27 protein-coding genes are annotated in these 22,362 nt (G+C 65.8%); 18 read left to right on the top strand and 9 right to left on the bottom strand.

Translation table 11 applies throughout. The annotated features are described in order from the left end of the window. Positions 1-136: 136 nt before the first annotated feature. Positions 137-709: a hypothetical protein gene (locus tag CV023_RS03625; RefSeq protein WP_230744086.1), complete on the top strand. Its 573-nt coding sequence runs from the start codon at positions 137-139 to the stop codon at positions 707-709. A gap of 76 nt (positions 710-785) precedes the next feature. Then, positions 786-1,772 (top strand): heme o synthase, encoded by a 987-nt coding sequence (locus CV023_RS03620; protein ID WP_230744085.1) that lies wholly within the window; start codon positions 786-788, stop codon positions 1,770-1,772. A gap of 39 nt (positions 1,773-1,811) precedes the next feature. Here CV023_RS03620 and CV023_RS03615 read toward each other — a convergent pair whose 3' ends face one another. The 4 genes from CV023_RS03615 to CV023_RS03600 are packed head-to-tail and all read right to left on the bottom strand — an operon-like array spanning position 1,812 to position 4,894. Then, the gene (locus CV023_RS03615) at positions 1,812-2,222 is read right to left on the bottom strand and encodes a VOC family protein (protein ID WP_230744084.1); all 411 of its coding nucleotides are present in this window, start codon (positions 2,220-2,222) and stop codon (positions 1,812-1,814) included. A 16-nt stretch (positions 2,223-2,238) separates the two neighbouring features. Next, positions 2,239-3,141: a COX15/CtaA family protein gene (locus CV023_RS03610; protein ID WP_230744083.1), complete on the bottom strand. Its 903-nt coding sequence runs from the start codon at positions 3,139-3,141 to the stop codon at positions 2,239-2,241. A gap of 8 nt (positions 3,142-3,149) precedes the next feature. Beyond that, a complete protein-coding gene (locus CV023_RS03605) occupies positions 3,150-3,935 on the bottom strand; it encodes an ABC transporter permease (protein ID WP_230744082.1) in 786 nt (261 codons plus the stop codon). Positions 3,936-3,949: 14 nt separating this feature from the next. Beyond that, positions 3,950-4,894, bottom strand: a complete 945-nt coding sequence (locus tag CV023_RS03600; protein WP_230744081.1) for an ABC transporter ATP-binding protein — start codon at positions 4,892-4,894, stop codon at positions 3,950-3,952. A 103-nt stretch (positions 4,895-4,997) separates the two neighbouring features. On the opposite strand from CV023_RS03600, the gene CV023_RS03595 reads away from it, so the two are divergent. The 10 genes from CV023_RS03595 to abc-f all read left to right on the top strand — a co-directional run bounded on the left by CV023_RS03595 (position 4,998) and on the right by abc-f (position 14,030). Beyond that, positions 4,998-5,717, top strand: coding sequence for a helix-turn-helix transcriptional regulator (locus CV023_RS03595; RefSeq protein WP_230744080.1), 720 nt, complete (start codon positions 4,998-5,000; stop codon positions 5,715-5,717). Next, positions 5,714-7,144 (top strand): Fe-S cluster assembly protein SufB, encoded by a 1,431-nt coding sequence (gene sufB / locus CV023_RS03590; RefSeq protein WP_230744079.1) that lies wholly within the window; start codon positions 5,714-5,716, stop codon positions 7,142-7,144. Before CV023_RS03595 ends, sufB begins: the two co-directional genes overlap by 4 nt. Positions 7,145-7,178: 34 nt before the next feature. Next, positions 7,179-8,354, top strand: a complete 1,176-nt coding sequence (gene sufD / locus CV023_RS03585; protein WP_230744078.1) for a Fe-S cluster assembly protein SufD — start codon at positions 7,179-7,181, stop codon at positions 8,352-8,354. Further along, positions 8,351-8,674, top strand: coding sequence for a non-heme iron oxygenase ferredoxin subunit (locus tag CV023_RS03580; protein WP_230744077.1), 324 nt, complete (start codon positions 8,351-8,353; stop codon positions 8,672-8,674). The genes sufD and CV023_RS03580 overlap by 4 nt, the downstream gene beginning before the upstream one ends. Before the next feature lie 21 nt (positions 8,675-8,695). After that, complete coding sequence (gene sufC / locus CV023_RS03575) at positions 8,696-9,454, top strand: Fe-S cluster assembly ATPase SufC (RefSeq protein ID WP_230744076.1); 759 nt, start codon at positions 8,696-8,698, stop codon at positions 9,452-9,454. Continuing rightward, the gene (locus CV023_RS03570; protein WP_230744075.1) at positions 9,454-10,716 is read left to right on the top strand and encodes a SufS family cysteine desulfurase; all 1,263 of its coding nucleotides are present in this window, start codon (positions 9,454-9,456) and stop codon (positions 10,714-10,716) included. Before sufC ends, CV023_RS03570 begins: the two co-directional genes overlap by 1 nt. Beyond that, on the top strand, positions 10,713-11,192 hold the full coding sequence (gene sufU, locus CV023_RS03565; protein WP_230744074.1) for a Fe-S cluster assembly sulfur transfer protein SufU: 480 nt from the start codon (positions 10,713-10,715) through the stop codon (positions 11,190-11,192). Before CV023_RS03570 ends, sufU begins: the two co-directional genes overlap by 4 nt. After that, entirely contained in the window at positions 11,185-11,520 is a 336-nt protein-coding gene (locus tag CV023_RS03560; protein WP_230744073.1) for a metal-sulfur cluster assembly factor, read from the top strand. Before sufU ends, CV023_RS03560 begins: the two co-directional genes overlap by 8 nt. A gap of 252 nt (positions 11,521-11,772) precedes the next feature. After that, positions 11,773-12,435, top strand: a complete 663-nt coding sequence (locus CV023_RS03555; protein WP_442859913.1) for a ribonuclease H family protein — start codon at positions 11,773-11,775, stop codon at positions 12,433-12,435. Beyond that, positions 12,432-14,030 (top strand): ribosomal protection-like ABC-F family protein, encoded by a 1,599-nt coding sequence (gene abc-f / locus CV023_RS03550; RefSeq protein ID WP_230744072.1) that lies wholly within the window; start codon positions 12,432-12,434, stop codon positions 14,028-14,030. Before CV023_RS03555 ends, abc-f begins: the two co-directional genes overlap by 4 nt. Positions 14,031-14,042: 12 nt before the next feature. Here abc-f and CV023_RS03545 read toward each other — a convergent pair whose 3' ends face one another. From CV023_RS03545 to CV023_RS03535, 3 genes are read right to left on the bottom strand one after another with little or no spacing between them, the layout of a single operon-like run. After that, positions 14,043-14,945 (bottom strand): SURF1 family cytochrome oxidase biogenesis protein, encoded by a 903-nt coding sequence (locus tag CV023_RS03545; RefSeq protein ID WP_230744071.1) that lies wholly within the window; start codon positions 14,943-14,945, stop codon positions 14,043-14,045. Further along, the gene (locus CV023_RS03540) at positions 14,945-15,157 is read right to left on the bottom strand and encodes a hypothetical protein (RefSeq protein ID WP_230744070.1); all 213 of its coding nucleotides are present in this window, start codon (positions 15,155-15,157) and stop codon (positions 14,945-14,947) included. The genes CV023_RS03545 and CV023_RS03540 overlap by 1 nt, the downstream gene beginning before the upstream one ends. After that, positions 15,154-15,597, bottom strand: coding sequence for a DUF3099 domain-containing protein (locus CV023_RS03535; RefSeq protein WP_230744069.1), 444 nt, complete (start codon positions 15,595-15,597; stop codon positions 15,154-15,156). Before CV023_RS03535 ends, CV023_RS03540 begins: the two co-directional genes overlap by 4 nt. A 147-nt stretch (positions 15,598-15,744) precedes the next feature. Here CV023_RS03535 and CV023_RS03530 point away from each other — a divergent pair, with 147 nt between their 5' ends. From CV023_RS03530 to CV023_RS03520, 3 genes are all read left to right on the top strand, one after another. Then, positions 15,745-16,455 (top strand): beta-ketoacyl-ACP reductase, encoded by a 711-nt coding sequence (locus tag CV023_RS03530; protein ID WP_230744068.1) that lies wholly within the window; start codon positions 15,745-15,747, stop codon positions 16,453-16,455. Positions 16,456-16,548: 93 nt separating this feature from the next. After that, the gene (gene fabI / locus CV023_RS03525) at positions 16,549-17,307 is read left to right on the top strand and encodes an enoyl-ACP reductase FabI (protein ID WP_230744067.1); all 759 of its coding nucleotides are present in this window, start codon (positions 16,549-16,551) and stop codon (positions 17,305-17,307) included. Positions 17,308-17,355: 48 nt separating this feature from the next. Next, entirely contained in the window at positions 17,356-17,880 is a 525-nt protein-coding gene (locus CV023_RS03520) for a SixA phosphatase family protein (protein ID WP_230744066.1), read from the top strand. Between the two features lie 25 nt (positions 17,881-17,905). Here the strand turns inward: CV023_RS03520 and serB are convergent, their stop codons facing one another. Further along, on the bottom strand, positions 17,906-18,574 hold the full coding sequence (serB, locus tag CV023_RS03515) for a phosphoserine phosphatase SerB (protein ID WP_230744065.1): 669 nt from the start codon (positions 18,572-18,574) through the stop codon (positions 17,906-17,908). After that, positions 18,571-19,305, bottom strand: coding sequence for a hypothetical protein (locus CV023_RS03510; RefSeq protein ID WP_230744063.1), 735 nt, complete (start codon positions 19,303-19,305; stop codon positions 18,571-18,573). The genes serB and CV023_RS03510 overlap by 4 nt, the downstream gene beginning before the upstream one ends. 44 nt (positions 19,306-19,349) lie before the next feature. Here CV023_RS03510 and CV023_RS03505 point away from each other — a divergent pair, with 44 nt between their 5' ends. From CV023_RS03505 to CV023_RS03495, 3 genes are all read left to right on the top strand, one after another. Beyond that, complete coding sequence (locus tag CV023_RS03505; protein WP_230744062.1) at positions 19,350-20,138, top strand: ABC transporter ATP-binding protein; 789 nt, start codon at positions 19,350-19,352, stop codon at positions 20,136-20,138. Positions 20,139-20,155: 17 nt separating this feature from the next. Beyond that, complete coding sequence (locus CV023_RS03500) at positions 20,156-20,968, top strand: sulfite exporter TauE/SafE family protein (protein WP_230744393.1); 813 nt, start codon at positions 20,156-20,158, stop codon at positions 20,966-20,968. A gap of 256 nt (positions 20,969-21,224) precedes the next feature. Continuing rightward, a complete protein-coding gene (locus tag CV023_RS03495) occupies positions 21,225-22,214 on the top strand; it encodes a TrmH family RNA methyltransferase (protein ID WP_442859921.1) in 990 nt (329 codons plus the stop codon). Positions 22,215-22,362: the final 148 nt, after the last annotated feature.

The raw sequence follows: 22,362 nt of genomic DNA, 5'->3' as shown, positions 1-22,362 counted from the left end.
CTCGCGCTCTCCGAGACATCGGGCGGACCTCGGGGTAGAGTGTGGTCGCGGCAGACCAGATCAGACCAGATCGGACCCTGCGGTTGCACGCAGTCGACGAGCAGAAGGGAACACGGTGGGCGAGGGAGCACAGCCGATGACGAATTCGACCCGGACGTCTCTGTCCTCACCTCGATCGTCTCTGTCCCCATCCCGATCAACGCTGGCGCCGCGGACTGCGGCAGATTCCCGCCCGACGCACCGCATCGCCACCGCTTCCTCGGTTCCCGAATCCCGGGAACGCCGCCGGCTGCTGGCTGCGGGTCCCATCGTCCCCGTTCTGTTCGCCATCGTCACCATCGCCGTCGCCTCGGCGCTGGGGCAGCCGCTGCGCGCCCCCGTCGACGTGGCCGCACTGCTGGGGTGGCTCGCCTTCACCGCGGTGCTGGTCCTTCCCTTCGTCGCCTCCCTCATCGTCATGCTCACCGCTCGCCGCGGCGGCCTCGCCTGGTTCACGACCCTCATCTACAGCCTCGTCGCCGGAGTTCTCGGACTCGGTGTGGATCTGTCCGTCCTCGCCTCCGAGTCGTCGACGGCGGCGCTGGGCCTCGTCTCCACCGTGGTCGTCCAGGCCGTCCTGCTGGCACCGATCGCGGCGACCATCGCCTTCATCGTCAACATCGTCCGCCAGCGCGGCCGCGAGCAGAGCGGACGAGATCAGCGTGACTGAGAGGCCGTCGCGACCGAGTGGGCAACACAGGTCGGGCCGACTGGCAAAAAATTCGACAGAGGGTAGAATCGGACCCGTGAGTGAACTTCGTCAGAACCCGGACACGCAGAGCGAACGGCCTCTGCAGAGGACCATCGACGAACAGAGCCACTCCCCACGTACACGGTCGAAGATCGGCGCCTACATCGCGCTGACGAAGCCCCGGGTGATCGAGCTCCTGCTCGTCACCACCGCCCCGGTGATGTTCCTCGCCGCGCAGGGCATGCCGAACCTCTGGCTGGTCCTCAACACCCTCATCGGCGGAGCCGCTGCGGCTGCGTCCGCCTCGGTGTTCAACTGCTATGTCGACCGTGACATCGATGCGAAGATGGATCGGACGAAGGACCGTCCCCTCGTCACAGGTGAGATCTCTCCCCGTGCGGCACTGATCTTCGCCTGCGCACTCGGGCTCGGGTCGATCTTCTGGCTCGGCGGATTCACCAACTGGGTCGCGGCGGGCCTGACCGCCTGCGCGATCCTCCTCTACGCCGTCTTCTACACGCTCATCCTCAAACGACGCACCACGCAGAACATCGTGTGGGGCGGCGCCGCGGGATGTATGCCCGTCCTCATCGGCTGGTCGGCCGTGACCGGGAGCCTGTCCTGGGAACCGCTCATCCTGTTCCTCGTCATCTTCTTCTGGACCCCGCCGCACTACTGGCCCCTGGCGATCAAGTACAAAGCCGACTACGACGCCGCCGACGTTCCTATGCTGCCTTCGAAGGTCCCGCCGACATCGGTGGGCCGACAGATGATCCTCTACACCTGGGCGATGGTGGCCTGTTCGCTCGCGCTCATCCCGGTCGCACCGATGGGACCCGTCTACACCGTCGTCGCGGTGCTCGCCGGCGCCTGGTTCCTGTGGTCGTGCTACGCCCTGGTCTCACGCGCGAAGAAGGGCCTCAACGGCACTTCGCTGCGGGCGATGAAGGTCTTCCACGGATCGATCACCTATCTCTCGCTGCTCTTCCTCGCCGTCGCGATCGACCCCTTCGTCGACACGCTCATCCCCGGCATCTGGTGAGCCTCAGCGCCTGAGTCTCAGCGCTGCTGTCGCTGAGCCTCAGCGCGCATTGACGAGGTCATCGATGACGATCTTCTTCATTCCCATCAACGCCTTGACCTGAGCGTCCCCGGTCATCAGTTCGCCGAGGTTGTCCGGCACGATCTGCCAGCTCACCCCGTATCTGTCCTTGAGCCAGCCGCACTGCTCGGATTCGGGCACCGCGGACAGTGCTGACCAGTAGTGATCGATCTCGGCCTGCCCGGCGCATTCCACGGTCATCGAGATCGCCTCGTTGAAGGTGAAGGCCGGACCGCCGTCGAGGCAGATGAAGCGATTTCCGTCGAGGAAGAAGACGCCCGTGATGACCTTCCCGCTCATGCCCGCATAGTGCGGATCGAGGGACTCGTCCGGGTAGCGTTCGATGGAGACGATGTGCGAGTTCGGGAAGACGGAGCAGTAGAACTCCATCGCCTCCTCGGCGTGATCAGGAAACCACAGGCACGGAACTATCGGCGTCGGGATGAGTGCTCCTCGGATATGCGCTGTCCAGGACGGCAACGCTTGCCGCAATGGTAGCCGAGAGACCGATCATGTGTAAGGCCACCAGGGGGACGGGAACGCCGTTGAAATACTGGACGTAGCCGATGAGCCCTTGGGCGAGTTCGACGATGAGGAGCACGGTTAGGGTGCGGACCATGGTGGTCTGCCCGCGCCGGAACGCGAGCACCAGGCCGATGACGGTGACGATGACGAGCAGCCAGACGGGGAAGGCATGGGCGCGGGTGATCCACACGTTGTCCAAGCCGTTGCGCGTCGAGATCGTCGACCCCGAGTGCGGTCCGGCACCGGTGGTGAGGACTCCGAAGAGGACGATGACAGCGGTCAGGGCGAGGATGATCCAGCCGAGCACCGGCAGCGGTGCCGGGGCCTTGGTCTTGAGCCTGACTCCGGTGTCATAGGTGCGCCTGACGAAGTAGGCGGCGACCCCGACGGCGATGGCCGAGGGCACGAAGTGGCCGGCGACGACCCAGGGATTGAGCTTCGTCCAGACGGTGATTCCGCCGACCACGGCCTGGACGGGCACGATCGCCAGCAGACCGAGGTTGAGCCAGAACAGGTCGGGGCGCCGCTTCCGGGCGCGCCAGAGCATGATGAGGATGAGCACGCCGAGCATCGCCAAGGCCACTGCGAGCAGGCGGTTGCCGAACTCGATGGCCCCGTGGATGCCCATCTCGCGGGTGGCCACGAGCGAGTCCGGGGTGCATTTGGGCCAGTCCGAGCAGCCGAGGCCGGACCCGGTGAGGCGGACGATGCCGCCGGTGAAGATGATTCCGCCCTGCGCGATGAGCATGGCCCATGCGGCGATGCGAATCCTGGTTGTGACCACTTCTCTCCTCATTCGAATCGGAACCACCTGCGTGCGGCAAGCGTTCCCAGCAGCCCCCATAAGAGGAGCACGATCATTGCCTTGACGTCGAAGCCCGCCCCGTCGAGAGCCGCGCGCATCGCCTCGCCCAGGGCGCCGGACGGAAGGTATCCGACCAGTGTGCCCCATTCGCCTGGATGGGCGATGACAAGGCCGCCCGCCCCGGCCATGAGCACCCAGATGAGATTGGCTCCCGCCAGGGTCGCCTCCGCGCGGACGGTGCCGGCCATGAGCAGACCCAGGGAGAGCAGCGCGGCGGTGCCCAGGAGCGTGGCGCAGACGAGTGCGAGCACGTCGACGGGCCCGGTGAAGCCGAGCACGGCGGCGATAGCGAAGGCGAGGGCGAATTGGATGATGATGACGGCGATGACCGCGCCCAGCTTGCCGAGAATCAGACCGCTCGTGCCCAGCGGCGTCGTCGCCAGCTGTCTGAGCACGCCGTAGCGACGGTCGAAGGCGGTCGCGATTGCCTGGCCGGTGAACGCGGTCGAGGCCAGGCACAGGCTCAGCGCTCCCGGCAGCGCCACGATCAGCGGGTCCCCACCGTGTGGGATGGCCCCGAGGGCATCGAGCAGCGGGGTCTTCGCGAGGAAGACGAGCATGCCCAGAGGCAGGATGAGGGAGAGCAGCAGCTGCTCGCCGTTGCGGAGGACGGAGACCGTCTCGAATCGCACCTGGGCGGAGATCCGCTTGGTCCGCAGCGCGGGGGAGTTCGTCACCGCCGGTGACTGAGTCGTCGCGGGTGTCCCGGTCATAGCAGGCTTCTCAGTCATCGCAGCGGCCTGCCCGTGAGCTCGAAGAACACATCTGCCAGGGACTGGGAATGCATGTCTATGTCCGTGATCGTCAGCCCCGCCTCGGCGACGAGGGTGCAGAGGCGGGCGATCTGGTGGCTGTCGAGCTCCCCGTCGACGATGAGACTCGATCCGGTCGCCGAGGTGGGGGCGACGGCGTCCATGGCAGAGAGCAGTCGCGCACGGTCCTGGTCGGTCTGCGGCGCAGTCGCCAGGCCCTCGGCCACGCGGATCTCGAGGCGTCGACCTGCGGGGGAGGCGTTGCGCAGCTCCTCCGGAGCGCCCTGGGCGATGATCCGCCCGCGATCGATGACGACGACCTCGTCGGCGAGCTCCTCCGCCTCGGCGAGGTCGTGGGTGGTCAGCACCACGGTCACCCCGCCGGCGGCGAGATCCCGGATGAAGTCGTGGACGACCTCTCTGGCCTGCGGGTCGAGTCCGGCGCAGGGTTCGTCGAGGAAGACCAACCGGGGACGGCCGATGAGGGCCGCGGCCAGAGCCACCCGCTGCTTCTGTCCGCCGGAGAGGCGACGGATCGTGCGCGTGGAGAACTCATGGAGACCCAAGGGTTCGGCAAGCTCGTCCACGGGGACCGGATCCGAGTAGAGGGACGCGAGATGACGGAGGACCTGGAGCGGCTTCGCGCTCATCGGCAGTCCGCCGTCCTGGAGCATCACCCCGGCCAGCTGCGAGGTCGTCTCGTGTTCGCGGTGGGGGTCATGGCCGAAGATCTCGACCCGACCGGCATCGGGGGCACGCGTGCCGACAGCCAGGGAGATCGTCGTCGACTTGCCCGCACCATTGGGACCGAGCACGCCGAGGATGGATCCCGGCGCGGCGTCGAGGTCGATTCCGTCGACGACGTGGTGGGCGCCGTACGAGTAATGGAGACCGCGAATGGTGAGAGCCGATTCTGACACCCGACCATTCTACGGTCGGTCGAATCCTTGTGCGGTTAGGCTCACCTAGTTTTACGAAACAAATTACGCAACAATATTGTTGTGTTAGTCAAGGAGGTGGAAAATGGCTGCAAACGACACGGAAGATCGCCGAACCCGGCAGAAGGTCTTCAGCTCCGTGCTCGACGAAGGCCCCATCACCGCTTCGTCACTGGCCAAAACCCTCGAACTGACTCCGGCGGCGATCCGCCGCCACCTCGATGCCCTCGAGAACGAGGACCTCATCGAGGTGCGCGAATTCGCCGGGAAGCAGTCGGGGCGGGGACGTCCGGCCAGGCACTATGTGGTCACTTCGCGTGGGCACGGCTCCGTCAGCCATTCCTACGATGAGCTGGCCGTCAACATCCTCAAATTCATGAAAGATCGCGATGGCGGGGAAGCCGTCGAGGAATACACCGAGGATTTCGTGGCCAAGCTCCGCGACCGCCTCGGCGGAGAACTCGACAGGAGGGGCGGCACCACCGTGGCGTCCCGTTCCCGAGCCCTGGCGGCCGCGCTGACCAGGGAAGGATATGCCGCCTCGGCGACCCCGGTTGCGGCAGGAACCCCCCTCGAAGCGATGCAGCTGTGCCAGGGACACTGCCCGATCCAGGCGGTGGCCTCGGAATTCCCGGAGATCTGCGAAGCGGAGCTCGAGATGTTCTCGGACTACCTCGGCGTGGATGTGCGCAGGCTCTCGTCGCTGGCGCACGGGGACCATGTCTGCACCACCCACATTCCCACCTCGGAACTCACCAGACCACTCATTCACAGCAATGATCGACCTCAAGGAGGTTCACGATGACTGACACAGGAAATCGGATCATCGATGCCAACCCCGAGCTCAAAGACCTCGGGCAGTACGCATACGGTTGGCACGACGATACCGACGCCGGTGCGACCGCGGTGCGCGGCCTCAGCGAGGACGTGGTGCGCAACATCTCGAAGCTCAAGGACGAACCCGAGTGGATGCTCAACCGTCGACTGAAAGCCCTGAAGCTCTTCGACAAGAAGCCCATGCCCAACTGGGGTGCGGACCTCACCGGCATCGACTTCGCCGACATCAAGTACTTCGTGCGCTCCACCGAAGGTCAGGCCACCTCATGGGAGGATCTGCCCGAGGACATCCGCAACACCTACGACCGGCTCGGCATCCCCGAGGCGGAGAAGCAGCGCCTCGTCGCCGGCGTCGCGGCTCAGTACGAGTCCGAGGTCGTCTACCACCAGATCAACGAGGAGCTCGAGCGCCAGGGTGTCATCTTCATGGACACCGACACCGGCCTGCGCGAGCACCCGGAGATCTTCGAGGAGTACTTCGGCTCGATCATTCCGGCCGGGGACAACAAGTTCTCCGCTCTGAACACGGCCGTGTGGTCCGGCGGCTCCTTCGTCTACGTCCCCAAGGGCGTCCACGTCGAGATTCCGCTGCAGGCCTACTTCCGCATCAACACCGAGAACATGGGCCAGTTCGAACGCACCCTGATCATCGCCGACGAAGGCTCCTCGGTCCACTACGTCGAGGGCTGCACGGCTCCGATCTACAAGACGGACTCCCTGCACTCGGCCGTCGTCGAGATCATCGCGAAGAAGGATGCGAAGGTCCGCTACACGACGATCCAGAACTGGTCGAACAACGTCTACAACCTCGTGACCAAGCGCGCGATCGCCGAAGAGGGCGCCTCCATGGAATGGGTCGACGGCAACATCGGCTCCAAGGTGACCATGAAGTACCCGGCCATCTGGATGACCGGCGAACACGCCCGAGGAGAGACCCTGTCCGTGGCCTTCGCCGGCGAGGGACAGCACCAGGACACCGGTGCGAAGATGGTCCACGCCGCTCCGCACACGCACTCCTCGATCGTCTCGAAGTCTGTGGCCCGCGGCGGCGGACGCGCAGGCTACCGCGGCCTCGTCCACGTCCACCCCGGTGCCGAGGGTTCGTCGAACAACGTCCTCTGCGACGCCCTGCTCGTCGACAACGTCTCCCGCTCCGACACCTACCCCTACATCGACATCCGCGAGGACGATGTGACCCTCGGCCACGAGGCCACGGTGTCGAAGGTGAGCGAGGACCAGCTCTTCTACCTGATGAGCCGCGGTATGGAGGAAACCGAGGCGATGGCGATGATCGTGCGCGGATTCGTCGAGCCGATCGCTCGCGAGCTGCCCATGGAATACGCACTCGAGCTCAACCGCCTCATCGAACTGCAGATGGAAGGGGCAGTGGGCTGATCCCCACCGCCTTCCACACCAAGGAGTTTATTCAGTGACTGATACCACCAATCCGCTGGGCGTCGATGAGCACTCTCATGGCGCCGGCGTCCAGGTTCCCGATTCCAAGCGGGACGCACGCACACGCAGCTTCGCCACCGCCGACTTCCCCGTCCCGACCGGACGCGAGGAGGAATGGCGATTCTCCCCGGTGCGCAAGCTCAGTGAGTTCTTCACCGATGCCGGCACCGAGGCGGACCTGCAGGTGACGAACGAACTGCCCGAGGGCATCTCCGTCGAGGAGATCTCGCTTGATGCCGCGCAGGAGCTGGGCATCCTCGAGCCCGAGGACCGCGCGGCCGCCGTCGCCGCGAACCGTGCGAAGACCGTGACCCACTACTCGGTGCCCGCGAACACCGAACTCGAGCAGGCGGCGATCATCCACGCCGACGGCACCGGCGATGAGATCACCCACGGCCATGTGGTCGTCTCCGTCGGTGCGAACGCCAAGGCCACCATCGTCGTCGAGCACGAGGGACCGGCCCGGTACTCCGAGCTCGTGTCGCTGGTCATCGGCGACGGCGCGGATGTGACCTTCGTGTCGCTGCAGCTCTGGGACGACGAATCGCAGCACCTCGGCCAGCACGATGCGATCGTGGGCAAGGATGCGAAGCTCAAGCACATCGTCATCAGCCTCGGCGGTGACATCGTGCGCCTGAACACGAACGTGCGCTATTCCGCTGCCGGGGGAGAGGCCGAACTGCTCGGCCTGTACTTCGCCGATGCCGGACAGCACTTCGAGCACCGCACCTACATCGACCACAACACGCCGAAGGCGAAGTCGAACGTCCACTACAAGGGCGCCCTGCAGGGTAAGGACGCACGCAGCGTGTGGATCGGCGATGTCCTCATCCGCCCCGAGGCCCTCGACATCGACACCTACGAGCTCAACCGCAACCTCATCCTCACCGATGGGGCACGGGCGGACTCGGTGCCGAACCTCGAGATCGAGACCGGCGACATCGCCGGTGCCGGGCACGCTTCCTCGACCGGTCGCTTCGACGAGGAGCACCTGTTCTACCTGATGAGCCGCGGCATCCCCGAGGATGTCGCCCGTCAGCTCGTGGTCCGCGGATTCTTCAACGAGGTCATCCAGAAGATCCAGGTCCCCGAGATCGAAGAGGTCCTCAACGAACGAATCGAGGACGAGCTCTCACGGAGCGTTCTGTGACCATGATCGACGTGGCGGCCGCCGACGAGGTGGCCCCCGGAGGCACGATGCGCATCGAAGTGGACAACCACGAGATCTGCATCGCCCGTGACTCCGACGGTCGGATCCATGCGATCGACGACCTGTGCACCCACGGCGAGGTCTCCCTGGCCGAGGGCGAGGTGGAAGGCTGCGCCATCGAATGCTGGCTGCACGGCTCGCAGTTCGACCTCACCAGCGGTCAGCCGCTGAGCCCACCGGCATTCGAACCCGTCGCGGTCTACGACTGCAAGGAGATCGCCGGCCGCATCCTGCTCGACCCGACCACGACCCTGAACTGAAACGAACAACAAAGGATTGTCATGTCCAACCTGAAGATCGAAGACCTGCACGTCAGCGTCAACACCGAAAACGGTCCGAAGCCGATTCTCAACGGCATCAACCTCGAGATCAACTCGAACGAGACCCACGCCATCATGGGCCCCAACGGCTCGGGCAAGTCCACCCTCGCCTACTCCCTGTCCGGTCACCCGAAGTACGAAGTGACCTCCGGATCGGTCACCCTCGACGGTGAAGACGTGCTCGAGATGTCCGTGGACGAGCGGGCGAAGGCCGGCCTGTTCCTGGCCATGCAGTACCCCGTCGAGGTGCCCGGCGTGACCGTGACGAACTTCCTCCGCTCGGCCAAGACCGCCATCGACGGTGAGGCGCCGAAGCTGCGTCACTGGACCAAGGACCTCAAGTCCGCGATGGAGAGCCTGCGGGTCGATCCCGAGTTCGCCAACCGCAATGTCAACGAGGGCTTCTCCGGCGGTGAGAAGAAGCGTCACGAGATCCTCCAGCTCGAGATGCTCAAGCCGAAGTTCGCCGTGCTCGATGAGACCGACTCCGGCCTCGACGTCGACGCCCTGCGCATCGTCTCCGAAGGCGTCAACCGGGTCAAGGAGTCGACCGACGTCGGCGTCCTGCTCATCACCCACTACACCCGCATCCTGCAGTACATCAAGCCCGATCACGTGCACGTGATCATCAAGGGCCGGGTTGCCGAAGAGGGCGGACCGGAACTGGCCGACCGCCTCGAGGCCGAAGGCTACGACCGCTTCTTCGCACCGACGGCCTGATGTTCGCACGGCTGCGAGGCGATTTCCCGATCCTCGATGAGAGGGTCGGGGAGTCGCCGCTGTCCTATCTCGACTCCGGTGCGACCTCCCAGAAGCCGCAGTGTGTGATCGATACCTTCACCGAGTACTACGCCCAGCGCAATGCCGCCGTCCACCGCGGTGCCCACACGCTGGCGGTGCGGGCCACGGATGCCTTCGAGGGCGGCCGCGCGGCCGTCGCCGGACTCGTCGGAGGAGCACCCGAACAGGTGTGCTGGACGAAGAACGCCACCGAGGCGCTCAACATCGTCGCTCTCGGCATCGACAGGGCCAGCCATGGCTTCGGGGGTGAGGCGGCGAAGCGCTTCGCCATCGGAGAAGGCGACTCGATCGTCGTCACCGAGATGGAGCATCACGCCAATCTCGTCCCCTGGCAGCAGCTGGCCGCCTCGACCGGGGCGAGCCTGCGCTGGCTGCCGGTGACCGAGGCCGGCGAACTCGACCTGAGCGAACTCGACTCGATCGTCGACGAGACGACGAAGGTGCTCGCCTTCACCCACGTGTCCAATGTCCTCGGCACCGTCAACCCCGTCGACACGCTCGTCGCCCGGGCCCGCGCCGTCGGCTCGGCTGTGGTGCTCGACGCCTGCCAGTCCGTGCCGCATATGCCCGTGGACTTCGTCGACCTCGACGTCGACTTCGCGGCGTTCTCCGCGCACAAGGCACTCGGGCCCACCGGGCTCGGTGTGCTCTGGGGCAAGCCTGAGCTGCTCGACGCGCTGCCGCCGGTGCTCACCGGGGGATCGATGATCACGACCGTGACCATGGAGAACACCGAGTTCATGCCCGCACCCCAGCGTTTCGAGGCCGGCACCCAACCCGTGGCTGAGGTCGCGGCCTTCGCCACGGCCGTGGGCTACCTCGTCGAGGTGGGCCTGGAGAACGTCTACGCCCACGAACGCGAACTCGCCGAGGTGCTGCTGGACGGCATCGCCGAGATCCCGGGCATCCGCGTCCTCGGTTCTGCCGAGCAGCGGATCGGGACCGTGGCCTTCGATGTCGAGGGCGTCCACGCCCACGATGTCGGACAGTACCTCGACTCGCAGGGCGTGGCTGTGCGGGTCGGCCACCACTGCGCTCAGCCGCTGCACCGTCGTTTCGGGGTCACTGCCTCGACGCGGGCGAGCACCTACCTGTACAACAACGTCGAGGACTGCCAGCGGTTCCTCGCCGCCCTCGCCGAGGTGCGGCCGTTCTTCGGGGTGGGGGAGCAGGCCTCATGAGCACCCAGATGCAGCAGCTCTACCAACAGGTCATCCTCGACCATTCGCGGTCCCGGATCGGCAACTCCGCCCTGCTGGGCGAGAACGCCGCCGGTCCGCACGGGTACTCCCATCAGGTCAACCCGACCTGCGGGGACGAGATCGAGCTCGAAACCGAGCTGCTCGAGGACGGGCGGATCGCCGTGCGCTGGTCCGGCGACGGCTGTTCGATCTCGATGGCCTCGGCCTCGGTGCTCTCCGAACTCGCCGACGATTCCACGATCGAGGGGATGCTGAAGATCGAGGGACAGTTCCACGAACTCATGCACTCGCGTGGGACAATGGAGGCCGACGAAGAGGTTCTCGGAGACGCCGCGGCGTTCACGGGAGTCTCGAAGTTCCCAGCCAGGATCAAGTGCGCACTCCTGTCCTGGGTGGCCTTCAAGGACGCACTCAACCAAGCACAAACAGCGCGTGAGGAGAAACGACATGCCTGAAGTCATTGACGCACCGCAGAACGCGAGCGTCGACGAGGTTCGCGAGGCGATGATGGACGTCGTCGACCCCGAACTCGGCGTCAACATCGTCGACCTCGGCCTCGTCTACGGACTCTCGGTCGAAGACGACGGCACCGCTGTCGTCGAGATGACCCTGACCTCGGCGGCCTGCCCGCTGACCGACGTCATCGAAGATCAGACGGCCCAGTGCCTCGACGGCATCGTGCCGGCCTACCGCATCAACTGGGTGTGGATGCCGCCATGGGGCCCGGAGAAGATCACCGAGGACGGCCGCGAACAAATGCGGGCCCTGGGGTTCAACATCTGATTCCAGCACCAGCTGAGACTCGAATCCAACTGAATCACGAGTCCCGAATCGCGGGACCAGACGTCCCCGCGGGGATGCCCACCACCTCGCCGAGGCGGGCGCGTCGATTCCGACGCCCCGCCTCGGCGAGTCTCGTCGGCACCACGGCGAGTTCCGTCGGCACGCCGGACTGGTCACGCAGATCACCGCCCCTGAATGCCTGTCCTGGCCGGTGACGTGAAAGAATGGAAGCCGACTTTCCAAGGAGAACCATTGACGATCATCGCTGCCGCAGACGGGTCTGCGCTCGGCAACCCCGGACCCGCCGGGTGGGCCTGGTACATCGACGACGACTGCTGGCGTGCGGGCGGCTGGAAGAACGCGACGAACAATCGCGGCGAACTGATGGCCGTGCTCGACCTGCTCGAGGCCACCGCCGATGCCGATGAGGAGCTCAAGGTCTTCTGCGACTCCCAATACGTGATCAACGCCCTGACCAAATGGATGCCCGGGTGGAAACGCAAGGGCTGGAAGAAGGCCGACGGGAAGGAAGTCCTCAATCGGGACCTCCTCGAACTCCTCGACACCGCACTGACAGGCCGCGAGGTCGAATTCGAGTGGGTCAAGGGTCACAGCAACCACGCGATGAACGAGGCCGCCGATGACCGCGCGAGGGCGGCGGCCACGGCCTATCAGAAGGGCACAAGCGTGCCCGAAGGTCCCGGATTCGTCCTCGCGGGGATGCCCGCCTCGGCTCCGACCACTGGCGAGGACACGACACCCGCCTCGGCGCCGGAGGGCGAAGTCACCACCGTCGTGTCCTGTCGGGTGCCCACCTCTCAGGCGGACCAACTCGTCGCCCGGGCGAAGGCCCGCGGCATCCACCCCCAAGAATTCCTGGCCGAGATCATCGGCCGCAGTTTGGAGAACGAATGATTCAGGCCTCCGGTCTCGAAGTCGCCGTCGGCGCCCGCACCCTCATGTCCGATGTGTCCTTCCGGGTGGACAAGGGTGACCGCGTCGGACTCGTCGGACGCAACGGCGCCGGCAAGACCACCCTGACGAAGGTGATCATGGGCGGGCACCCGGCCGCCGGCGGCAACGTTTCGATCTCCGGATCCGTCGGTTACCTACCCCAGGACCCGCGCAGCGGTGACCTGCAGGCCACGGGGATGGAGCGCATCCTCTCCGTCCGCGAACTCGATGTCCTGGTCAAGCGCCTGCGCAAGGCCGAACGTCAGATGGCCTCGCCCGATGAGAACGTCGCGGCCAAGGCCATCGACCGCTATCCGCGCATCGAAGCGGAATTCATGGCCGCCGGCGGCTACTCCGCCGAATCGGAGGCCTATGCGATCGCGGCTAACCTCGGCCTCGACGAGGACCTCATCGGCCAGGAGATCGGCACCCTCTCCGGCGGTCAGCGCCGCCGGGTCGAACTCGCGCGCATCCTGTTCTCGTCTCCGGACACGATGATCCTCGACGAACCGACGAACCACCTCGACGCCGAATCCGTGCTGTGGCTGCGCGACTACCTCAAGGGGTACTCGGGCGGACTCATCGTCATCAGCCACGACCTCGATCTCATCGACGAGGTCGTCAACAAGGTCTTCTTCCTCGACGCCACCCGGCAGACCATCGACATCTACTCGATGGGCTACCGCCTCTACCTCAAGCAGCGTGAGGACGACGAACGTCGCCGCCGCCGTGAGCGGGCGAACGCGGAGAAGAAGGCCTCCGCGCTGACAGCTCAGGCGAACAAGATGATGGCGAAGGCCACGAAGACCGTCGCCGCCCAGCAGATGGCCAAACGCGCCGAACGCCTCCTTGCCGGTCTCGACGACGAACGCGCCACCGAGAAGGTCGCGAACCTCCGCTTCCCGGCACCGGCCGACTGCGGACGCGTGCCGCTGACCGCCGAAGGACTGTCCCGCAGCTTCGGCTCCACGGAGGTGTTCACCGGCGTCGATCTCGCCATCGACAAGGGCTCCCGCGTGGTCATCCTCGGCTACAACGGCGCCGGCAAGACCACGCTGCTGCGCCTCCTCGCCGGACTTGATGACCCGGATTCGGGTGAAGTCGTGCCCGGGTACGGGCTCAAGCTCGGCTATTACGCGCAGGAGCACGAGACGCTCGACCTCGAACGCAGCGTGCTCGATAACATGAGTCGGAACTCCCCGCATCTCGACGACACTGCCGTGCGCAATGTGCTCGGCTCGTTCCTGTTCTCCGGCGACGACGTGCACAAACCCGCCCGGGTGCTCTCCGGCGGTGAGAAGACGCGACTGGCGTTGGCGACCCTGGTGGTCTCGAGCGCGAACGTGCTCCTCCTCGACGAGCCGACGAACAACCTCGACCCGGCCTCCCGTGAGGAGATCCTCTCGGCGATCCGCCGCTACGAGGGCGCGATCATCCTCGTCACCCACGATGAGGGAGCCGTCTCCGCCCTCGACCCGGACCGGGTGCTGCTGCTGCCCGACGGGGACGAGGACCTGTGGAACGACACCTACCTCGACCTCGTCAGCCTCGCCTGATTCGGGCCCGGCTCAGTTCGAGCGGAACCGCTCTTCGAGGAGTTCGTCCTCTTCCGCCTCGGCGCGCCCGTGGACACCGGGGGCGGTGAAGCGGTTGCGGCCGTAGCGGCTGCCCGGCTGGCTGATCTTGGCACCGGCGGCCAGCGCCGCCTTGTCGACGACGACGTAATCGGGCTCACCGGTGGACTGTTCGGCCACCTCGGCGGCGGCCTTGCGCTCCCGCCTGGCCGAGATCGACACGGCGATGATGATCATGATGCCGAAGGCGAACCACTGGAGCATATAGGACAGGTGGTTGCCGGGGTTGAGGTCGGGCATCGGCAGGGGAGTGAGGCCCTCGGCGTCGGGCAGCCCGTTGGTGGTGTCGGCGACCTCGCCGTAGACGTGGGCGTAGGCGTCATCCATCCCGGGAATCCGGGCGGGGTCGATGGCCTTGATCATGCCCTCCGGGTTGTCGTCGTCGGCTCCGTCCTGCGCCGGGCGCAGGTGAGCCACGATGCTCTGGTGTCCGGTGGGGGTGGCAGGCACCTGGTCGGCATCGGCGATCCAGCCCCTGACCACGGCGATCGTCTGCCCGGAGTCGAGTGCGAAGGGGACGACGACATAGAAGCCGGTCTGATCGTTGACGGTGCGATTGCGGGCCAGCACCGTGTCCTCGCTGCGGAACTCGCCCTCGAGGGAGACCTGCTTCCACTCATCGGAATCGTCGAGCGACGCCGAGGCGGAGGGAAGGATCTGGTCGATGTCGACGGGTTCGGCCGAATAGTTCGCATTGATCGTCGCGATCTCGTTCTCACGCTGCTCACGGCGATCCTTCTGCCACAGGGCCAGGCACACACAGGCGATGACGACGATGATCGTCATCGCGATGTACTTGAGCCACCGGGCGGTGAAGAGGAAGGAATAGCGAGACATCAGCCTGCTCCTTCGGGGATGGCGTCGATGTCGACGTCGGCGATGAAGAAGCCGCGCAGGTCGAGGAAGTGCCGCAGGTATTCGAGGTGTTCCTCACATGCCAGCCAGACCTTGCGCCTCTCGGGGGTGTGCAGGCCGGGATTGTTCCACAGCACGGCGCGGGTGGCATCGGCTCGGCACGCCTTGGCCGAGCACTGGAGTCGCTCCGTCACGAATCCTCACCCCTGGTCCGAGGACGGCTGGGATTCGCAGCTGGGGACTCATCGTCATCTTCGGCGAGATCGCCGGGCACGATGTCCCCGCTGACGGTCTCCCCACTGACGGTGTCCCCGCTGACGGTGTCCGAGGAGATGGTCTCGCCGGTGGACGGCGGCAGCTCGGCCAGCGGAGCGGAGTCGATGAGCGCGGTCGAGTCGTTGCTGCTGCGTTCACGACCCGCGTTGGCGAAGATCACAGCCGGATAGGGCAGCAGCACGGCACCGGCGACAAGGATCCACATGAGCACATGGAGATCGGCGACGAATGCGAAGTACGCCCCCACGAAGCAGAGTGTCCTGATGCCCATGGTGATCGAGTACTTGATGATCCGCGACTTCATGTCGTCGTCAAGGGCGGTGTCTGCCGTGGTGATCTGCTGCGGGTGCTTGGCCATAACCTTCTTCGATCGATTACTGCTACAAAATCATACTCTTCGTTTGTGTGAGTCGTATCGACGCGGGGCGGTTCACGATAGGTTAGTCACGGCAGCATTGGTCCACAGCATCGACCAATCATCATTGTCCACCAACAGGAGAGATTCTTGTCAGAACCACGCATCGTCCTCGTGACCGGAGGCAACCGCGGAATCGGGCGCACCATCGCCGAGGAATTCCTTGCCCAGGGCGACAAGGTCGCCGTCACCTCCCGCAACGGTGACGCGCCCGAAGGCGCCTTGGCCGTCGCCGCCGACGTCACCGACACCGAGTCCCTCGACCGTGCCTACCAGGAGATCGAGGAGAAGCTCGGACCCGTCGAGGTCGTCGTCGCCAACGCCGGGATCACCCGCGACAACCTGCTCATGCGCATGAGCGACGAGGACTTCGGAGCCGTCGTCGACACGAACCTCACCGGTGCCTTCCGCACGGTCAAGCGCGGGATCACGAACATGATTCGGGCCAAGCAGGGCCGCATCGTGCTCATCTCCTCGGTCTCCGGCCTCTACGGAGTCCCGGGACAGGCGAACTACTCCTCCTCGAAGGCCGGTCTCGTCGGCTTCGCACGGTCGATCACCCGTGAGCTCGGCTCACGCGGCATCACCGCCAATGTCGTCGCCCCCGGATTCATCCGCACCGACATGACCGATGAGCTCGACGAGAAGCAGCAGAAGGAATACCTCGCGACCATCCCCGCGAAGCGCTTCGCCGAGGCGAGCGAGGTCGCGAAGGTCGTGCGCTGGGTGTCCTCGGACGAGGCCGCCTACATCTCCGGCGCGGTCATTCCCGTCGACGGCGGACTGGGAATGGGACACTGAGTCCCCTCAGCGCCTAGACTTCACAGCGGAGACGTCGAACCCGACAGGTTCGACACGATTCAGTTCGACCACACACAGTCTGAAAGGACCACCATGGGAATTCTTGACGGAAAGCGCATCCTCGTCACCGGCGTGCTCACCGAGGCCTCGATCGCCTTCGCCGCGGCCCGCATCGCTCAGGAGCAGGGTGCCGAAGTCATCCTCTCCAGCTTCGGCCGCCAGATGAAGATCACACAGGTCATCGCCGAACGCCTGCCCCAGACCCCGAAGGTCATCGAACTCGATGCCACCAACGAAGAGGATCTCGCGGCCCTGCCCGAGCGCCTCGAAGGCAACATCGACGGCATCGTCCACGCGATCGCCTTCGCCCCGAAGGACGCACTCGGCGGCGTGTTCCTCGACACCCCGTGGGAATCGGTGTCCGCGGCCATCCACGTCTCGGCCTACTCGCTCAAGGCCATCACCGTGGCCGCCAAGCCCGCGCTCAACAAGGGCGCCGGCGTCGTCGGACTGACCTTCGACGCCACCATCTCCTGGCCCGTCTACGACTGGATGGGTGTGGCCAAGGCCGCCTTCGAATCCACCGCCCGCTACCTCGCGAAGTACGTCGGCGAAGACGGTGTGCGCGTCAACCTCGTCTCGGCCGGACCGCTGAAGACGACCGCGGCGACCTCCATCCCCGGCTTCGGGACCCTCGAGGACATGTGGGGCGATCGGGCACCGCTGGGCTGGGACCAGAAGGACACCACCCCTGCCGGCAAGGCCATCGTGGCGCTGCTCTCCGACTGGTTCCCCGCGACCACCGGCGAGATGGTCCACGTCGACGGCGGCTTCCACTCCACCGGCGCCTGACTCAGCGCCCGAGACACAACCCGCAGCAGCCCGAAACGGAGCCCGACGATGCCTGTGCTTATTCTCGCCCGCCATGCCAAGGCCGAGGCCGAAGGTCCGACCGACTTCGAACGCTCGCTCAACCCCACGGGTCTGGCGCAGGCGATCGAAGCGGGGGCAGAGATCGCCGAGCGATGGTCACCCGATGTGGCCATCGCCTCGGCGGCCAGGCGCACGGTGCAGACCGGGCAGGCCGTCGTCGAGGCCGTCAACCGGGTGACCGGAGATGACAGTGACGCCGACGCCGACGCCGACAGCGTCGGCGGACTTGAGCTGCGGCAGGACGCCTCCCTCTACCAGGGCGGCGTCGAGGACTGGTTGGATGCGATCAATTCGATCCCGGCGGAATCCGACTGCGCCTACATCGTGGGCCATCAGCCCACCGTCGCCGAGGTGGTCGGCCACCTGAGCCCGGCCACCGGAGTTCCCGAGGAGTTCCGTCCCTCCTCGATCGCGGTCTTCGACCTCGAAAGCTGGAACGTCGAACCCGGGGACTACCCGGCCCCCGAAATCCGCGTGTTCCGCGGAGTCTGAGGGCCGGGCCGGGTCGGGCTCAGCCTCAGATGTCCGCGGCGCCCGTGCGCGCTGCGATGAGGGTGAGGACCTCACGCAGGTCCCGTGTCGTCACCGCGGCATCGGCGACCTGGGCCAGCGCCGGCTTGGCGCAGAAGGCCACTCCGAGACCCGCGGCCTCGATCATGCCGATGTCATTGGCCCCGTCGCCGATCGCGACGGTGCGGGCAGGTTCGCATTCGTACCGGCGGGCCAGATCGGTGAAGATCTCGGCCTTCGCGCTCGGATCGATGACCCGACCGCTGGTGCGCCCGGTCAGATGGTCGTCGACGATCTCGAGACCGTTCGCGTGCACCTCCTCGATGCCCAGCTCAGCGGCCACAGGTGCGATGATTGGGGTGAAACCGCCCGAGACCAGTGCGACGACGCCTCCGGCCTCCTGCACGGCGGCCACCAGCTCTCGCGCTCCCTCGGTGAGGGAGATCTGCGCCCGGACCTCGTCGAGCACGGACACCGGCAGGCCGTCGAGGAGGGCCACCCGTTCGGCCAGGGAGGCGGCGAAGTCGAGTTCACCGGCCATCGCTCTCTCGGTGATGTCGGCGACCTGCTCGCCGACGTCGGCATGGACGGCGATGAGGTCGATGACCTCCTCATTGATGAACGTGGAATCGACGTCCATGACGAGCAGCTGCACGGGGAGTGTTGAGTCATTCACCCCTTCATCGTAGCCACCGCCATGATGTAGTCGGCAGCCGCGGGGTGCAGGCGGGAGAGCAGACCGCCGAACTCCGGCGGCTCGACCGTCGCCGGGGCGAGCACCGAAGCCATGCGGTGGTGGATGTCGAGGGCGGCATAGATCGCCCGGGAATCCGCTGCCCGCGGGATCAGTCGGGAGATCGGATGCGAGGTAGAGAGCTCCTCCTGCCAGTCCCGCCACGGACCCTCACGCCATTCGGCCGGAACATCGATGGATTCGATGAGCGAGAGCCCCTCCATCACGAGCAGACGCAGACGTCGCAGCGCCTCGGCGGGGGTTTCGACCGTGACCGGGCGGAAGACCGTCTCCCGGCAGGCGAGGACCTCGACGTTCGCCTCGGCGCCGATGAGGACGATGCCGAGCTGCTGCGTGCCCCGGTGCAGGACGATCGGGGCGGGATGCCGTCCCACCTTGGTGCGGTCGGCCTTGTCCACCGGCGGGGTGGTGTGCGGCAGGGACGGGTGGTGCAGCGCCAAGCGAGCATGCGTGATCCCGGCCGCGGCCGCCTCGGCGGCGAACAGGAGCAGCCCCGTCGGCGGGGTGGTCCCGAGCACGGCATCGGAGACGATGAGAGGAACGTCACGATCATCGTCGAGAAAGGCGGCACTGACCTCGTCGGGAGCAAGCGTCGAGCTCAGACGGTGGTTGAGTGCCAGGGCCAGCAGCAGTGAGTCGGTAGTGAGGTCCATGTCGAACCAGAATAGACGCCGCGCCTGCGATAGAGTCTGAAGATATGAGTGATGTCCTGACTGTGGATTCCGTTTCCGTCCGCCGGGGGGAGAATTTCCTCCTCCGCGATTTCTCCCTGACCGTTTCCGAAGGCGAGCATTGGGCCGTCCTCGGACCCAACGGCGCCGGGAAGACGACTCTGCTCGAACTCGCAGCGGGACGAATGCACCCCACGACCGGCAAGGTTGGCATCCTCGAAGAACGCCTCGGACGCGTCGACGTGTTCGAACTGCGGCCGCGCATCGGCTACGCCTCGACCGCCCTGGCCAACCGGATCCCCCTGTCCGAAGCCGTGCTCGACACCGTGCTCACCGCCGCCTACGGCGTGACCGGCCGGTGGGTCGAGCAGTATGAGACCACCGACATCGACCGTGCCAAGGACCTCCTCGGCGCGTTCAACATCACGCATCTGGCCGACCGCACCTTCGGCACCCTGTCCGAGGGAGAGCGCAAGCGCGTCCAGATCGCCCGTGCGCTGATGACCGACCCGGAGCTGCTGCTCCTCGACGAGCCGGCCTCGGGACTCGACCTCGGCGGCCGTGAAGAGCTGCTGTCCGCGATGACGGAGATCCTGTCCTCGAAGTGGGCGCCGGCCACGATCATGGTCACCCACCACGTCGAGGAGATCCCTGCGGGGATCACCCATGTGCTGCTGCTCGCCGAAGGCACCGACCTCGCCGCCGGACCCATCGATGAGACTCTGACGGCTGACAATCTCGCGGCGACCTTCGGCATCGACGTCAAGCTCACTCGCGACGGTCAGCGGTTCCACGCTCGCTCCCAGCTCTCGTAATGGAGCCGATCCTCGGCATGGAGCTGTGGCAGATCGCGCTGATCGTCCTCGCAGGCATCGGCGCAGGCGGCATCAACGCCGTCGTCGGTTCGGGCACGCTCATCACCTTCCCCGCCCTGGTCGCCTTCGGTGTGCCCCCGGTGGTGTCGACGATGAGCAACGCCGTCGGCCTCATCCCCGGCAACATCGCCTCCTCGTTCGGGTACCGGGAGGAGCTGCGCGGGCAGTGGCGACGCATCCTCGGCTTCGTGCCTGCCTCGCTGCTCGGGTCGCTGACCGGGGCGTATCTGCTGCTGCACCTGCCCGAGGACGCCTTCGAGACGATCGTTCCCGTCCTCCTCGTCGTGGCCCTGATCATGGTCGTCGGCCAGCCGGCGCTCTCGCGCTACCTGAAGAACCGGTCGCTGCGTCGAGCCGAACGGGCTGGACGTGAGCATGTGGCCGCCTCGGTGGGGGATACGCTGTCGACCGGACGCTACCTCGCTGTGCTCCTCGTCGTCTTCCTGACCGCGATCTACGGCGGGTACTTCGCCGCCGCGCAGGGAATCATCCTCATCGCCCTGCTCGGACTGCTGCTTCCCGATGACCTGCAGCGGCTCAACGGTCTGAAGAACGTGCTCGTCCTCGTCGTCAACACCGTCTCGGCGAGCACCTACATCATCGTCGGCCACGACCGGATCAGCTGGATCGCCGTCATCTGCATCGCCGTGGGTTCGCTCATCGGCGGATACTTCGGGGCCCGCATCGGTCGGAAGTTCTCGCCGGTGCTGCTGCGCACGATCATCGTCATCCTCGGCCTCGTCGCGATCTGGCGGATCTTGGCGCTGTGAGAGTTGACGAGCAGTGAACACCCCGGCCAAGGCCCCGCTGACGCGTGAGCAGATCCGGGCGCGGGCGACGGAACTCGGCATCGCCGAGGCGCGGCTGCACTTCTTCGACGAATCATCCCTGGCCGCCGCTGGCGGGGCTGGCGGCACCGGCGGGGCTGGCGGCACCGGCGGGGCCGTGGGTGGGCGTCCCCGCGGGGACGTCACCGACGGCCCTGCTGCGAACGGAAACCTGGGGTCGCTGCACGACTACACGCAGCTGACGGACGTCGCACTGCGCAGCATTCGAGAGCCCGCCGAAGGACTGTTCATCGCCGAATCCTCGAAGATCATCCGGCGCGCCCATGCCGCGGGTCTTGTGCCGCGGTCCTTCCTGACCAGTCCCAAATGGCTCTTCGACCTCGCCGACCTCATCGCCGAACACGATGTGCCGATCTTCATCGGCACCGATGCCGCCGTGGAATCGCTCACCGGCTTCCACCTCCACCGCGGGGCTCTTGCGGCCATGCATCGCCCATCGTTGCCTGCGGTGTCGGAGCTTGTGGCGGATGCTCGGCGCATCGTCGTCATCGAAGACGTCGTCGACCACACGAACGTGTGGGGTTCCAAACCTGCACACGGAGGCGCTGAGTCCTCGAATACGAGTCGATTTTCGCGTTCCGAGGCTGCAGATCCTGTGGTCGATCATATCCTCGAGCCGACGACTGGCAGCCCAGCTACGGACCATCTTCGCACTCGCGCGAACTCTGTCGAGAACGTCCCGTTAGAAGTCGCCAAATCAGCCTTGAACAGGAAGCGACGTTCACGAATTGCGATCTTCGAGAACATAGTTGATCATACGAATCTCGGAGCCGCTTTTAGATCGGCCGCGGCAATCGGCGTAGATGCTGTGCTGGTCACACCGAGCTGTGCGGATCCGCTATACCGTCGTTCGATCCGGGTCTCGATGGGGACCGTCTTCCAGGTGCCGTGGACTCGCATCGATTCGTGGCCGGACGACATCGATTTGATCAAGGAGTACGGATACGTTGTGGCAGGCATGACGCTGGGCGAGGGCGCGATCAGCCTGGACGAACTGGTCGCCGAGGACCACCCGCATCTCGCACTGGTGTTTGGTACAGAAGGTCAAGGGCTGACGCGCCAGGCTGATCGACGGCTCGACCGTCGGGTGACGATTCCGATGATGCACGGCGTGGACTCGCTGAACATCGCGGCCTCGGCGGCTGTAGCGTTTTATGCGACTCGGTAATCGTTCGTCGGGGGCATTCGTCAGGGTGACTAGAGTTGACGAGACTAGAAGTTCAAAACGCTTCTGTAGATAGTGGAGTAGGTTGCTGAAGCGCACACGGTAAAGAAGAGCGATCCGCCTGCACGTCCTGTGCAAGAAACATCAAGAA

It is taken from the genome of Brevibacterium sp. CCUG 69071, assembly GCF_021023135.1.
Classification (GTDB): domain Bacteria; phylum Actinomycetota; class Actinomycetes; order Actinomycetales; family Brevibacteriaceae; genus Brevibacterium.
Note: the sequence above shows the minus strand (reverse complement) of the source record. Positions and strands in the feature narration are given on the sequence as shown.

Coding starts and splice junctions, on each gene's coding strand:
- CV023_RS03510 (WP_230744063.1), bottom strand. CDS start 19,305: ATGGACCTCACTACCGACTCACTGCTGCTGGCCCTGGCACTCAACCAC.
- CV023_RS03505 (WP_230744062.1), top strand. CDS start 19,350: ATGAGTGATGTCCTGACTGTGGATTCCGTTTCCGTCCGCCGGGGGGAG.
- CV023_RS03535 (WP_230744069.1), bottom strand. CDS start 15,597: ATGGCCAAGCACCCGCAGCAGATCACCACGGCAGACACCGCCCTTGAC.
- CV023_RS03520 (WP_230744066.1), top strand. CDS start 17,356: ATGCCTGTGCTTATTCTCGCCCGCCATGCCAAGGCCGAGGCCGAAGGT.
- CV023_RS03605 (WP_230744082.1), bottom strand. CDS start 3,935: ATGACCGGGACACCCGCGACGACTCAGTCACCGGCGGTGACGAACTCC.
- CV023_RS03570 (WP_230744075.1), top strand. CDS start 9,454: ATGTTCGCACGGCTGCGAGGCGATTTCCCGATCCTCGATGAGAGGGTC.
- CV023_RS03595 (WP_230744080.1), top strand. CDS start 4,998: ATGGCTGCAAACGACACGGAAGATCGCCGAACCCGGCAGAAGGTCTTC.
- CV023_RS03545 (WP_230744071.1), bottom strand. CDS start 14,945: ATGTCTCGCTATTCCTTCCTCTTCACCGCCCGGTGGCTCAAGTACATC.
- fabI (WP_230744067.1), top strand. CDS start 16,549: ATGGGAATTCTTGACGGAAAGCGCATCCTCGTCACCGGCGTGCTCACC.
- CV023_RS03615 (WP_230744084.1), bottom strand. CDS start 2,222: ATGGAGTTCTACTGCTCCGTCTTCCCGAACTCGCACATCGTCTCCATC.
- sufU (WP_230744074.1), top strand. CDS start 10,713: ATGAGCACCCAGATGCAGCAGCTCTACCAACAGGTCATCCTCGACCAT.
- sufB (WP_230744079.1), top strand. CDS start 5,714: ATGACTGACACAGGAAATCGGATCATCGATGCCAACCCCGAGCTCAAA.
- sufC (WP_230744076.1), top strand. CDS start 8,696: ATGTCCAACCTGAAGATCGAAGACCTGCACGTCAGCGTCAACACCGAA.
- CV023_RS03500 (WP_230744393.1), top strand. CDS start 20,156: ATGGAGCTGTGGCAGATCGCGCTGATCGTCCTCGCAGGCATCGGCGCA.
- abc-f (WP_230744072.1), top strand. CDS start 12,432: ATGATTCAGGCCTCCGGTCTCGAAGTCGCCGTCGGCGCCCGCACCCTC.
- CV023_RS03625 (WP_230744086.1), top strand. CDS start 137: ATGACGAATTCGACCCGGACGTCTCTGTCCTCACCTCGATCGTCTCTG.
- CV023_RS03560 (WP_230744073.1), top strand. CDS start 11,185: ATGCCTGAAGTCATTGACGCACCGCAGAACGCGAGCGTCGACGAGGTT.